The organism is Nocardioides sp. ChNu-153, assembly GCF_030466625.1.
Taxonomy (GTDB): domain Bacteria; phylum Actinomycetota; class Actinomycetes; order Propionibacteriales; family Nocardioidaceae; genus Nocardioides.
Genome location: NZ_JADEVT010000001.1, coordinates 702,477 through 715,094 on the forward strand (window position 1 = coordinate 702,477; position 12,618 = coordinate 715,094).

A 12,618-nucleotide genomic window follows, 5' to 3' on the forward strand; every position below is an offset into this window, starting at 1 on the left:
CCGCGGTTCACACCTGCGGGTCGGGCCCGGCGCCGGGTTCCGCGAACCCCGGCAGCGACTCCTCGAGGATGCGGCGGAACGGCGCCTGCGCCTCGAGCTGGCACAGCACGCCGACGGCGGCGAGCCACGTGCGGTGGATGAGCAGGTACGACGGGGGCAGGTTGAGGCGCAGCCCCACCGCCGCGACGGGGTCGCGGGGGTCGCTCAGCCGCTCGTACTGCTCGCGCAGCCACTCCCGCGTGAAGCGGTAGTCGTCGACCATCGTCGGCTCCACGAACGGGGCGAGGAAGGTCAGCAGCAGGTCGGGGTCGACGCGGACCTTGTCGCGGATGAACCCCTCGGCGCGCAGGCCGGCCTCGAGCCCGTCGCGGTCGGAGCGGCCGGCTACGCGCAGCAGCCGCCCCATCGCCTCCGGCATGCCGCCCTCGGGCAGCCGCGCGACCGCGCCGAAGTCGAGCACGCCCAGGCGCCCGGGGGCGCCGTCGGCGGTGGGCAGCACCCGGAAGTTGCCCGGGTGCGGGTCGGCGTGGAGCAGGCCCGTGCGCCGCGGGCCGTCGAAGAGGAAGCGGGCGAACAGCTGGCCGTAGTGGTCCCGCTCCTCGGGGGTGCCGTCGGCGATCGTCCCGGCGATGGAGCCGGGGCTGTCGAGCCACTCGGTGACGAGCACCTTCTCGGTGTGGGCGACGACGTCGGGCACGACGTACTCGTCGTCGTCGCGGTACGCCGCCGCGAACGCCGCCTGCGCCTCCGCCTCCAGGCGGTAGTCGAGCTCCTCGGCCATCCGGTCCTGCAGCTCGGTGACGAGGGCGCGCACGTCGATGCCCGGCAGGAGCGGGGCGAGGGTCCGCGCCAGGCGGGAGAGCTGGCGCAGGTCGGAGGCGATGGCCTCCCCGGCACCCGGGTACTGCACCTTGACGGCGACCTCGCGCTCGGTGGCGGGGTCGTCGGGGTCGTCGCGCCAGCGACCGCGGTGCACCTGGCCGATGGACGCCGCGGCGGTGGGCCCGCCGTCGAACCACACGAGGTGGCGTCGCCACGCGATGCCCGCGGCGCCCAGCTCGGCGTCGAGCACCTCCCGCACCTGGTGGGTGGGCATCGGCGGGGCCGCGTCCTGCAGCCGCGTGAGCTCGGTGCGGTAGGCCGCCATCGACTCCTCCGGCAGCGCCGCCTCGAGCACGGACAGCATCTGGCCGAACTTCAGCGCCCCGCCCTTGAGCTGGCCCAGCGTGCGGAACACCTGCTCCGCGGTGCGCTGCTGGATCTCCGCGGTCACGAGCTCGGCGGGGCGACCACCGATGCGCTTGCCCAGGCCCACGGCGCTGCGGCCGGCGTACCCCAGCGGCAGCGCCGCGAGCCGGGCCGTGCGTGCGGCGGTGCGGCGCGGGAGGCCCCGGCGCCCGTCGCGCTGGACGGGGTCGGGGCTCTCGGGACGCTCGCCCCGGTCGCGGGGCTCGGGGGGCTGGCTCACGTCGTCCATCGTCCCCCACGACCGGTCACGGGCCCGGGACCCGCGTCAGGCCGTCGCCGGGAACCGCACGCCGGTGTTGGCGTGGCAGCGGTAGCCGAACGGGTTCTTCGCCAGGTACTGCTGGTGGGCGGGCTCGGCGTAGTAGTACTCCGCGGCGGGCGCGATCTCGGTGGTCACGTCGCCGAGGCGCTGGCGGCGCAGCTCCGCGGCGTACACCTCGGTCAGCTCGCGCGCGGTGGCCTCCTGCTCGGGGGTGGTGAAGTAGATCGCCGAGCGGTACTGCGTGCCCACGTCGTTGCCCTGCCGCATGCCCTGCGTCGGGTCGTGGACCTCGAAGAACGCCTTCACCAGGTCGGCGTAGGAGATCCGGGCGGGGTCGAACACGATCCGGACGGCCTCGGTGTGGCCGGTGCGGCCGGAGCAGACCTCCTCGTACGACGGGTGCGGCGTGTGCCCACCGGCGTACCCGACCGACGTGGAGAAGACGCCGTCCTTGCCCCAGTAGACCTCCTCGGCGCCCCAGAAGCAGCCGAGGCCGAAGATCGCGACCTCGAGACCGTCGGGGACGTCGTCGGTGACGACCGGGGTGCCCAGCACGACGTGCTCGCCGAGGGTGAACCAGGGCTCGCTGCGCCCCTTCAGCGCCTCGTCGGCGGTGGGCAGGGTGCTCTTGCTGCGGGATCCGAACACGGGGTCCTCCAAGTGGTCTCGACGTCGTCGTCCATGGTGCCCAACACCGCGCGGGCCCCGAGCCTTCCCGCCCGCGTAGGCTCGCCGGGGTGAGCAGCGAGCAGACCCCGCAGGGGCACGGCCAGCAGGGCAAGCACGGCTTCGAGACGCGCGCGATCCACGCGGGCTACGAGCCCGACCCGACGACGGGGGCGGTCATCCCGCCGATCTACGCCACGTCGACCTACAAGCAGGACGGCGTCGGCGGCATGCGGGGCGGCTACGAGTACAGCCGCTCGGGCAACCCGACGCGCACCGCGCTCGAGGCGAACATCGCGGCGCTGGAGGAGGGCGAGCGCGGCTTCGCGTTCGCCTCCGGCCTCGCCGCGGAGGACACCCTCATCCGGGCGCTCACCCGCCCCGGGGACCACGTCGTCATCCCCGACGACGCGTACGGCGGCACCTACCGCCTCGTCGACAAGGTCGCCCGGCCGTGGGGCCTCGAGCACACCCCGGCGCCCGTCGCGGACGTCGACGCCGTGCGCGCCGCGATCCGTCCCGGCACCACGAAGCTCGTGTGGGTCGAGACGCCCACCAACCCGCTGCTGACCATCGGCGACATCGAGGCCCTCGCGGGCGTCGCCCACGACGCGGGCGCGCTGCTCGTCGTCGACAACACCTTCGCCTCGTCCTACCTGCAGCAGCCGCTGACGCTGGGCGCCGACGTCGTGGTGCACTCGACGACGAAGTACGCCGGCGGCCACTCCGACGTGGTCGGCGGCGCGCTCGTCGTGCGCGACCTCGAGGTCGCCGAGCAGCTCGCCTTCTTCCAGAACTCCATCGGCGGCGTCGCCGGGCCGTTCGACTCCTGGCTGGTGCTGCGCGGCCTGCGCACCCTCGCGCTGCGCATGGAGCGGCACTGCGACAACGCCGAGCTCGTCGCGGCCCACCTCGACGCCCACCCGGCGGTCGAGCAGGTCATCTACCCGGGCCTGGAGTCGCACCCCGGCCACGCGGTCGCCGCGCGGCAGATGCGCCGCTTCGGCGGGATCGTGTCGTTCCGCCTGAAGGCCGGCGAGCAGGCGGCGCTGGACCTGTGCGCCGCGACCGAGCTGTTCACCCTCGGGGAGTCGCTGGGCGGGGTGGAGTCGCTGATCGAGCACCCGGGCCGCATGACGCACGCCTCGGTCGCCGGCACGGACCTCGAGGTGCCGGGGGACCTCGTGCGGCTCAGCGTCGGCATCGAGACCGGCGCCGACCTCGTCGCCGACCTCGACGAGGCCCTGGCCCGCACCACCCGGTGAGGCCGCGTCCGTGAGGCTCGCGGTCTGCGCCGACCTGGGCTCGACCTGGACCAAGGCGCTGCTCGTCGGACTCGAGGGTCCCGACACGGGGCGGGTGCTGGCCACGGCCGCGCACCCGACCACGCTTCCCGGGCCGACCGGCCCCGAGGCCGACCTCCTCGACGGGTACGACGCCTGCCTCGCCGCCCTGCTCGCCGCACGTCCCGACGCCCGCGTCGCGCTGGGCGAGGGACGGCTCGAGCAGCACGCGTGCTCGTCGGCCGGGGGAGGGCTGCGGATCGCGGTCGTCGGCAACGAGGCGCTGGTGACGGCCGAGACCGGGCGCCGCGTGGCCCTGTCCAGCGGCGGCCGGGTCGTCGCGGTGCACGCGCTGGCCGACGCACCGGGCCTTGCGGGCGGGCCCGACGTCGCGCCCGCGCTCGCGGCGCGGCCCGACGTCGTGCTGCTCGTCGGCGGCACCGACGGCGGCAACCCCGAGCCGCTGGTCGCCGGGGCCACGGCGCTCGTCGCGGGCGGCTGGCGGGGCCCCGTCGTCGTGGCCGGGGACGTCGCCGCACAGCCCGCCGCCGCCGCGGTGCTGGCCGCGGCCGGCGTGCCGCTGCGCACCGCCGCCAACGTGGTGCCGCGCATCGGCGAGCTGGCCCCGGCGGGGGCACGCGCCGCCGTGCGCGAGCTGTTCCTGGCCCACGTCATCGGGGGCAAGGAGCTGTCGCGCCGGCCGGGTCTGGGCGAGCTGCTGCGCGGCGCCACCCCCGACGTCGTGCTGTCCGGCGTGGAGGTGCTGGCCGCCGTGCACGGCGACGTCGTCGTGGTCGACGTCGGCGGCGCGACCACCGACGTCTACTCCGTCGTCGAGCCCGACCCCGAGGCCGCCGGGCGCGACGTCGTCGCCACCACCCGCGCGACCCGCACGGTCGAGGCCGACCTGGGCGTGCGGTGGTCCGCCGCCGGGGTCGTCGAGGCCGCCGGGCTGGACGACCCCGCGCTCGAGGCGGCGGCAGCCCGCCGTACCGCCGAGCCGGGGCTCGTCGCCACCACCCCCCAGGAGCGGGCCGAGGACCTCGCCCTGGCCCGCGCCGCGGTCGTCACGGCCGCCCGTCGGCACGCCGGGCGGGCCCGGGCCGCCGAGCCGGGCCCGCGGGGCGGCACCGACCTGCGCGCCGTCGACCTGCTCGTCGGCTCCGGCGGGGTGCTCCGCCACGCCCCCGCGGACGCCGCGGCCGGCCTGCTGGCCGCGGCCACTGCGGCGGGTACGGCGGACCCCACCGCCTGGCGGCTGCCGCGGGCGCCGCGCGTCGCGGTCGACACGGCGTACGTGCTGGCTGCCGCCGGGCTGCTGGCCGCCGACCACCCGGCCGCGGCGCGCGCGCTGGTCACCGCCCTGACCGGGGGTGCCGCTCGGTAACGTGGCGCCGTGGACGCGGACAGGAAGGGGCCCGAGGGCTCGGGCCCGGGGGACGACCCCGTCGAGACGGGGGAGCTCCGCCGGCGCCTCGCGACGCTCGTGGCGCGCCGCGGCCGCGACGCCGACGACGGCACGGACGAGGACCGCGAGGAGGAGCGGGAGCGTGACCGCCTCGTCCAGCAGGTCGTGACGCAGTGGGCCATCGCCCGCGCCGAGCGCCGCCCCGTCGGCGCCGAGCCCCTCCCGATCCAGGGCGGCCGGTCGAACCTGGCCCGGGCGCAGGTGCCGTGGGGCCTCGACCTCGCGGCGGCGTGGGCGTGGCGCTTCCTCGTCATCGTCGCCGCCGGCGCCGTCCTGGTCTGGGCGTTCTGGCACGTCCGGGTGGTCACGCTGCCGCTGCTCATCGCCCTGCTCATCACGGCGCTCGGCAACCCGGTGGTGCGCCTCGGTCGCCGGCTGCGGGTGCCGCCCGCGCTGTCGGCCGCCGTCGTCGTCGTCGGCGGCATCGGCTTCGTCGCGCTGCTCCTCACCTTCGTGAGCCAGCAGGTGGTGGACGGCATGTCCGACCTGGCGGACCAGGTGGTCGTCGGCCTCGACGAGGTCCGCACCTGGCTGAAGGACGGCCCGCTCAACGCGAGCGACTCGCAGATCGACGGCTACATCCAGGAGGCGCAGGGCTACATCACGGAGGCCGGGCAGGACCAGCAGCTCGTGCGCCAGGTGACCGAGGTGGGCACGACGCTGACCCACATCTTCGCCGGCTTCTTCATCGTGCTCTTCGCGTCGTTCTTCTTCCTCGCCGACGGTGCCCGCATCTGGTCGTGGTGCGTGCGCCTCGCCCCCAAGGCGGCCCGTGAGCAGATCGACGGCTCGGGTCGGGTGGCCTGGGTGTCGCTGACGCAGTTCATGCGCGCCACCGTCATCGTCGCGCTCGCCGACGCCATCGGCATCATGATCGTCGCGGCCGTGCTCGACGTCCCGCTCGTGGCGGCGATCGGCGTCCTCGTCTTCATCGGCGCCTTCGTTCCGATGATCGGCGCCACCGTCGCGGGCTCGGTGGCCGTGCTCGTCGCGCTCGTCGCCCAGGGGCCGCTCACCGCCCTGCTCATGCTCGGCGGCGTCATCCTGGTCCAGCAGATCGAGGGCCACATCCTGCAGCCGTTCCTCATGGGCCGGTTCGTGTCCGTGCACCCGCTGGGCGTCATCATCGCGATCGGCGTCGGTGTGCTCGTCGCCGGCATCGCGGGCGCCCTCATCGCCGTGCCCCTGGCCGCCGCGGTCAACGCCGTCGTGCTCCACCTGGCCGACGAGACGGCCGCACCACCCCCCGCCGACGAGCGCGACATGGGGGAGGACCTGGCGGAGGACCCGGGCAACGTCGGCGACTTCGAGGCCGTGGGCGGGCACCCCGACGACGAGCCGGACCGGTGAGCGACGTCCCGGGGGTCACCCTCGAGGACGTGCGCCGCGCCCACGACGTGCTGTCCTCGGTGGTCACGCGCACGCCGATGGAGGCGTCGCGCTGGCTCGCGGGGGCCGCCGGCGGTCCGGTGTGGCTCAAGGCGGAGAACCTGCAGCGCACCGGGTCGTTCAAGATCCGCGGCGCCTACCTGCGGATGGCCCGGCTCAGCGCCGAGGAGCGCGCGGCCGGGGTCGTGGCGGCGTCGGCCGGCAACCACGCCCAGGGCGTCGCTCTGGCCGCCCAGCTGCTGGGCATCCACGCCCGGGTCTACATGCCGGAGGGGGCGCCGATCCCCAAGGAGAAGGCCACCCGGGGGTACGGCGCGGAGGTCGTCTTCGCGGGCCGCTACGTCGACGACGCACTCGTCGCCGCGCGCGAGCACGCCGAGCGCACGGGCGCGGTGCTCATCCACCCCTTCGACCACCCGGACATCGTGGCGGGACAGGGCACCGGCGGCCTCGAGGTGCTCGAGCAGCTGCCGGAGGCGGCGAGCATCCTCGTCCCGACCGGCGGGGGCGGCCTGCTGGCCGGCATCGCGGTCGCGGTGAAGGCGCACCGCCCCGACGTGCGCGTCGTGGGGGTGCAGGCCGAGACGGCCGCCGCGTTCCCGGGTTCGCTGAGCGCGGGCGCGCCCACGGCGGTGGCGGAGATGGCGACGATGGCCGACGGCATCGCGGTCGGCTGCCCCGGCCAGGTGCCGTTCGCGGTCGTGCGCACGCAGGTCGACGAGGTGCTCACGGTCTCCGAGGAGGGGATCTCGCGGGCGCTGGTGGGGCTGATGGAGCGCGCCAAGCTGGTGGTCGAGCCGGCGGGTGCGGTCGCGGTGGCCGCGCTGCTGGAGCACCCGGGGGCGTTCCCGACGCCGGCCGTGGCCGTGCTGTCGGGCGGCAACATCGACCCGCTGCTCACCGGGCGGATGATCCGCCACGGCATGGCGGCCGCGGGGCGGTACCTGTTCCTGCGCGTCACCGTCGTCGACAGCCCGGGCGGCCTGGCGCAGCTGCTCGCCGAGCTGGCCGACGCCGGCGCCAACGTGCTCGACGTGGCCCACGAGCGCATCTCCCCGACGCTGCACGTCGACGAGGTCCAGGTGCGCATCCAGGTCGAGACGCGCGGGCCCGTGCACGCCGAGGCCCTGCTCGCCAGGTTGCGCGAGCAGGGCCGTCGGGTGGTGGTGGGCTGAGCGACCCGACGGGTCGCCAGCCGTCGGATCAGCCCTGGAAGGGCACGGCCTCGAGGATCTCGACGCTGAGCTTGCGGCCGTTGGGCGCCTCGTAGCTGACCGTGTCGCCGCGCTTCGCGCCGATGATCGCGGAGCCGAGCGGGGACTGCGGGGAGTAGACCTTCAGTCCCTCGGGCTCGATCTCGCGGGCACCCAGGAGGAACTCCTCGGCCTCGTCGTCGTCGTCGCCGACGAACTTGTAGGTCACCTTCATGCCGGGCTCCACGATGCCGTCGTCGGCCGGCGTCTCGCCGACCTCGGCCTTGCCGAGCATGTCCTCGAGCTGGCGGATGCGCCCCTCGAGCTTGCCCTGCTCCTCGCGGGCGGCGTGGTAGCCGCCGTTCTCCTTCAGGTCGCCCTCGTCGCGGGCGGCGGAGATGCGCTCGACGATCTCCTGGCGCCCGGGGCCCTTCAGGTGCTCCAGCTCCGCCACCAGCTTCGCGTGGGCCTCGGCGGTCAGCCAGATGACATCGGTGTCGCTGGACTGCGTCATGTACCTCTCCTAGCAGCACGGCCGGGGCGGCGTTGACGCCATCCCGGCCGATGCTCGGTGTGCGAAGCCCCGCCGGGTCCGGTCGACACGTCGTCGTCCGCGGCGGGGCAGATCAGAACTTCCAGTGTAGCCAGGCGGCAGCGAAGCGCCAGTCGCGTGCGCCGCGAGGATCCCTCAGGAGGGGCGCTGCTGCGAGTCGGTCGTGCACCCGACGAGCTCGACGGAGGTGGCGCGGCGCAGGGTGCGGAACTCCCGCTCCACCACGCCGCCGTCCGCGCCGCCGGCGTCGGTGGGCACGCGCACGACGAGGTCGCCCACCGCGTTGTGGTCGGCGGACAGGGCCCGCGCCCGGCAGGTCGCGACCTCGTCGCCGTCGAGGGCGACGTCGAAGGTCACCCGCACGGTGTCGTCGTCGACGACCTCCCAGCTCACGAGCTGCGAGGAGACCGACGGCGTGCCGTGGAACCACGCGAGGTAGACCAGCCAGCTGCCCCCGACGAGACCGCCGACGACGCACACCGCGACCAGCACGCGGGTGGCCCACGGACGGGGCCGGCCGTAGCGGCTCGCGAGGTCGGGGGCGGCGGTGCGGGACGAGGCGGTCACCCCTCCATGGTGACATCGGGGGCCCGCCTAGGATTCTCCGCATGCCCGACAGCTCCGGCCTGCGCCTCCTGCACGTGCACGCCCACCCCGACGACGAGTCGAGCAAGGGGGCCGCGTCGACGGCCCGGTACGTCGCGGAGGGCGCGGAGGTGCACGTCGTGACCTGCACGGGCGGCGAGCGCGGGTCCGTGCTCAACCCGCGCATGGACCGCCCCGACGTCTGGGAGAACATGTCGGAGATCCGGCGCGCGGAGATGGACGCCGCCCGCGAGATCCTCGGCATCACCCAGCACTGGCTCGGCTTCGTCGACTCCGGCTGGCCCGAGGGCGACCCGAAGCCCCCGCTCCCCGAGGGCTGCTTCGGGCTGGCGCCGCTCGAGGAGGCCGTCGAGCGCCTCGTGCGGATCCTGCGCACCGTGCGCCCGCACGTGGTCACGACGTACGACGAGCGGGGCGGCTACCCGCACCCCGACCACGTGCGCTGCCACGAGGTCTCCGTCGCCGCCTTCGAGGCGGCGGGCGACCCCGAGCGCTTCCCCGACGCGGGCGAGCCGTGGCAGCCGGCGAAGCTCTACTACCACCACACGTTCAACCGCCCCCGCACCCAGGCGCTGCACGACGCGATGCTCGCGCGGGGGCTGGAGTCGCCGTACGCCGAGCGGCTGGCCGACTGGAAGCCCGAGCCCGACTGGGACGCGCGCATCACGACGCGCGTGCCGTGCGGGGAGTACTTCGGGGTCCGCGACCAGGCGCTGCTGGCCCACGCCACCCAGATCGACCCCGACGGCGCGTGGTTCGCCGTGCCGCTCGACCTGGCCCAGGAGGTCTGGCCGACGGAGGACTACGAGCTCGTCACCTCCCACGTGCCCACGACGACGCCGGAGGACGACCTCTTCGCCGGTCTGCGGGACGGCGCCGCCAGCGCCTGACCGTCGGCGCCTGACCGTCAGCGCCTGACCGTCAGCGCCTGAGCGCCACCGCGGCCACGGCCGCGCCGGGTGCCCCGGCCAGTGCCCCGGTCAGTACGACGGGCACGTCCGCGACGTGCGCGCGGGGGGTGCGGGCGTCGTACGTGGCGAAGTCGTCGATGTGCAGCAGGCCCGCCTTGGCGGCTGCCTCCTTGCGGGTCCACCAGGCGAGGAAGAGGGCTGAGCGGCCGGAGGGGTCGGCGGCGGTCAGGGCCGCCTGCTCGCCCGGGGTCAGCGCCACCGGGGGTACGTCGAGGGGCCGCACCGGCTCGACGTCGACCCCGCAGGGCGCGTCGGCGACCACCGCGGCCACCCACCCGCCCGCGTGGGCGAGGCTCACGTGCAGCTCGGGCTCGCCGGGCACCGACGGGCGGCCGTGGTCGGTCGACCCGCACGTGGGGCAGTGGTGGGCCAGGGGAGGGGCGGGCCGGCCCGTGGTCTCCGCGACGAGGCGGCGGGCCAGGGCGTGGGCGAGGGCCCGGTCCCGCTCGTGCGGTCGCGCCGCGTCGGCGCCGGCACCGTCGGGGGCGCGGGCGACGACGACCGTCCCGCGCAGGCCGGGCAGCGCGGGGAGCAGGGCGCCGAGGTCCACCCGCGCAGTCTGCCGTGCGGCCCCCTGGGGCATCATGGGCAGGTGGCTCCGCTCCTGACCGACCTCGTCCTCCTCGCGTCGCACCTCCCCGGCGTCGTCGCGCCGATCCTGCAGGCGGCCGAGACGCCGAAGCCGGAGGACGTCAAGGCGGGCTGGACGGGGGCCGCGGTGCTGGCCGGCCTCATCGTCGCCGTGGTGCTGCTGCTCGTCAGCATGAGCCGTCACGTGCGCAAGGTCCGTCGCAACCAGGACGAGGAGGCCCTCGACGCGGAGCTCGACGCCGAGCGCGCCGCCCGGGGCGAGGCCGACCCGGCGCAGTGACGCGCCGGGCCCGCCCGGGTCCCGACGCTCAGCCCTTGAGCAGCTGCCGCGCCATGACGACGCGCTGCACCTGGTTGGTGCCCTCGTAGATCTGGGTGATCTTGGCGTCGCGCATCATCCGCTCGACGGGGAAGTCGGTGGTGTAGCCGTAGCCGCCGAGCAGCTGCACGGCGTCGGTCGTCACCTTCATCGCCACGTCGGAGGCGAAGCACTTGGCGGCCGCGCCGAAGAACGACAGGTCGGCGTCGTCGCGCTCCGACTTCGCGGCGGCGACGTAGACCATCTGGCGCGCGGCCTCCACCTGCATGCCCATGTCGGCGAGCATGAACTGGATGCCCTGGAAGTCGGCGATGCGCTTGCCGAACTGCTGGCGCTCCTTGACGTAGCCGAGCGCGAAGTCGAGCGCGCCCTGGGCGACGCCGACGGCCTGGGCGCCGATGGTGACGCGGGTGTGGTCGAGGGTGCGCAGCGCGAGCTGCAGGCCCGTGCCGGGCTCGCCGATGATGCGGTCGCCGGGGATGCGGACCCGGTCGAGGAGCAGCTCGCGGGTGGGGGAGCCCTTGATGCCGAGCTTGTTCTCCTTGGCGCCGAACGTGAAGCCCGGGTCGGACTTCTCGACGACGAACGCGCTGATGCCCTTGCCCCGCGGGGCGTCGGGGTCGGTCACCGCGAGCACGGTGTAGAACTCCGAGACGCCAGCGTTGGTGATCCACGACTTCTGCCCGTCGAGCACCCAGTCGTCGCCGTCGCGCACCGCGCGCGTGCGCATCGAGGCGGTGTCGGAGCCGGCGTCGCGCTCGGAGAGGCCGTAGGAGAAGTTGCCCTCGCCGCGCGCCAGCGGTGCCAGGTACTTCTGCTTCAGCTCCTCGGAGCCGCCGAGCTGCACCGGGAGGGAGCCCAGCTTGTTGACGGCGGGGATGAGCGAGGACGAGACGCAGGCGCGCGCGACCTCCTCGATGACGATGCACGTGGCGAGCGCGTCCGCGCCGACCCCGTCGTACTCCTCGGGCACGTGGGGCGCGTGGAAGTCGGAGGCCACGAGGGCGTCGTGCGCCTCCTGGGGGTAGCGGGCCTCGGCGTCGACGGCTGCCGCGTGGGGCGCGATCTTCGCGTCGACGACGTCGCGGACCGCGGCGCGCAGCTCCTCGTGGTCGTCGCTGGTGCGGAACAGGTCGAAGTCGGTGGACGTGCCCATGGGTGCTTCCTGTCGGGGGTGCGGGTGGTGGGTGCGGGAGGGTCAGGAGGAGTAGGTGTAGAAGCCGCGGCCGGTCTTGCGGCCGAGCAGGCCGGCCTCGACCATGCGGGCGAGCAGCGGCGGCGGGGCGTAGAGCTGCTCCTTGAACTCCTCGTAGAGCGACTCCGCGACGGCCTTGGTGGTGTCGAGGCCGATGAGGTCGGCGAGCGCGAGGGGGCCCTGCGGGTGCGCGGCGCCGAGCACGAGGCCGCGGTCGATGTCCTCCGCGGTCGCGAAGCCGGACTCGAACATCCGGATGGCCGAGAGGATGAACGGGATGAGGAGCGCGTTGACGACGAAGCCGGCGCGGTCCTGGCAGTCGATCGGCTCCTTGCCCATCGACTCGGCGAACGTGCGCGCCCGGGCGGTGGTCTCCGCGTCGGTCATGAGGCTGGGCACCAGCTCGACGAGCTTGAGCACCGGCACGGGGTTGAAGAAGTGGATGCCGAGCACGTGGCTGGGCCGGCTCGTGACGACCGCCAGCTTCATGATCGGGATCGACGAGGTGTTGGAGGCCAGGATCGCGTCGGGGGAGGTGACCACCCGGTCGAGCTCGCGGAACAGCGCGGTCTTGGCGGCCTCGTCCTCGACGATCGCCTCGACGACCAGGTCGCGGTCGGCGAGCTCCTCGATCTCGGTGACCACGCGGATGCGGGCGAGCACGGCGTCGGCCGACTCGATCTTGCCCTTGGTCTCGGCGCGGCGCAGCGACGCCTCGAGGCGCCCCCGGCCCGCGTCGGCGCGCTCGGTGCTCGACTCGACGACCACGACGTCGTACCCGGACCGTGCCGCCACCTCGGCGATGCCGGCCCCCATCAGGCCGCAGCCGACGACGCCGACGCGCTCGATGTGCTCCCCGTTCCCCACGGTGTCC

The 12,618-nt window shown here is 74.9% G+C and carries 13 protein-coding genes; 6 read left to right on the top strand and 7 right to left on the bottom strand.

From position 1 onward, the window contains the following. Window positions 1-7: 7 nt before the first annotated feature. A complete protein-coding gene (locus INN71_RS03595) occupies window positions 8-1,468 on the bottom strand; it encodes an AarF/ABC1/UbiB kinase family protein (RefSeq protein ID WP_301799639.1) in 1,461 nt (486 codons plus the stop codon). 45 nt (window positions 1,469-1,513) lie between these two features. Next, entirely contained in the window at window positions 1,514-2,158 is a 645-nt protein-coding gene (gene msrA / locus INN71_RS03600; RefSeq protein ID WP_301799641.1) for a peptide-methionine (S)-S-oxide reductase MsrA, read from the bottom strand. A gap of 89 nt (window positions 2,159-2,247) precedes the next feature. On the opposite strand from msrA, the gene INN71_RS03605 reads away from it, so the two are divergent. Genes INN71_RS03605 through ilvA form a run of 4 tightly spaced genes read left to right on the top strand, consistent with a single transcriptional unit; the run spans window position 2,248 to window position 7,491 of the window. Beyond that, window positions 2,248-3,441, top strand: coding sequence for a cystathionine gamma-synthase (locus tag INN71_RS03605; protein WP_301799642.1), 1,194 nt, complete (start codon window positions 2,248-2,250; stop codon window positions 3,439-3,441). 10 nt (window positions 3,442-3,451) lie between these two features. Next, the gene (locus tag INN71_RS03610) at window positions 3,452-4,846 is read left to right on the top strand and encodes a glutamate mutase L (RefSeq protein ID WP_301799643.1); all 1,395 of its coding nucleotides are present in this window, start codon (window positions 3,452-3,454) and stop codon (window positions 4,844-4,846) included. Window positions 4,847-4,855: 9 nt separating this feature from the next. Beyond that, window positions 4,856-6,277 (top strand): AI-2E family transporter, encoded by a 1,422-nt coding sequence (locus INN71_RS03615; protein WP_301799646.1) that lies wholly within the window; start codon window positions 4,856-4,858, stop codon window positions 6,275-6,277. Then, window positions 6,274-7,491: a threonine ammonia-lyase gene (gene ilvA, locus INN71_RS03620; RefSeq protein ID WP_301799648.1), complete on the top strand. Its 1,218-nt coding sequence runs from the start codon at window positions 6,274-6,276 to the stop codon at window positions 7,489-7,491. Before INN71_RS03615 ends, ilvA begins: the two co-directional genes overlap by 4 nt. A gap of 28 nt (window positions 7,492-7,519) precedes the next feature. On the opposite strand, the gene greA is transcribed toward ilvA, so the two are convergent. Together greA and INN71_RS03630 are read right to left on the bottom strand one after the other, a co-directional pair. Then, window positions 7,520-8,023, bottom strand: a complete 504-nt coding sequence (greA, locus tag INN71_RS03625) for a transcription elongation factor GreA (protein ID WP_277500600.1) — start codon at window positions 8,021-8,023, stop codon at window positions 7,520-7,522. A gap of 174 nt (window positions 8,024-8,197) precedes the next feature. Further along, on the bottom strand, window positions 8,198-8,629 hold the full coding sequence (locus INN71_RS03630) for a DUF4307 domain-containing protein (protein ID WP_301799651.1): 432 nt from the start codon (window positions 8,627-8,629) through the stop codon (window positions 8,198-8,200). Window positions 8,630-8,670: 41 nt separating this feature from the next. Between INN71_RS03630 and mca the strand changes: the two genes are divergently transcribed. Continuing rightward, entirely contained in the window at window positions 8,671-9,558 is an 888-nt protein-coding gene (mca, locus tag INN71_RS03635) for a mycothiol conjugate amidase Mca (RefSeq protein WP_301799654.1), read from the top strand. Window positions 9,559-9,589: 31 nt separating this feature from the next. On the opposite strand, the gene INN71_RS03640 is transcribed toward mca, so the two are convergent. Continuing rightward, a complete protein-coding gene (locus INN71_RS03640) occupies window positions 9,590-10,189 on the bottom strand; it encodes a 4'-phosphopantetheinyl transferase superfamily protein (RefSeq protein ID WP_301799655.1) in 600 nt (199 codons plus the stop codon). 42 nt (window positions 10,190-10,231) lie between these two features. Here INN71_RS03640 and INN71_RS03645 point away from each other — a divergent pair, with 42 nt between their 5' ends. Next, complete coding sequence (locus INN71_RS03645; protein WP_277500604.1) at window positions 10,232-10,510, top strand: hypothetical protein; 279 nt, start codon at window positions 10,232-10,234, stop codon at window positions 10,508-10,510. A gap of 28 nt (window positions 10,511-10,538) precedes the next feature. On the opposite strand, the gene INN71_RS03650 is transcribed toward INN71_RS03645, so the two are convergent. Together INN71_RS03650 and INN71_RS03655 are read right to left on the bottom strand one after the other, a co-directional pair. Continuing rightward, window positions 10,539-11,705 (bottom strand): acyl-CoA dehydrogenase family protein, encoded by a 1,167-nt coding sequence (locus INN71_RS03650; protein ID WP_277500605.1) that lies wholly within the window; start codon window positions 11,703-11,705, stop codon window positions 10,539-10,541. 42 nt (window positions 11,706-11,747) lie between these two features. After that, window positions 11,748-12,593 carry a 3-hydroxybutyryl-CoA dehydrogenase gene (locus INN71_RS03655; RefSeq protein ID WP_277500625.1) on the bottom strand — a complete coding sequence of 282 codons (846 nt, stop codon included), beginning with the start codon at window positions 12,591-12,593 and terminating at the stop codon, window positions 11,748-11,750. Window positions 12,594-12,618 lie beyond the last annotated feature (25 nt).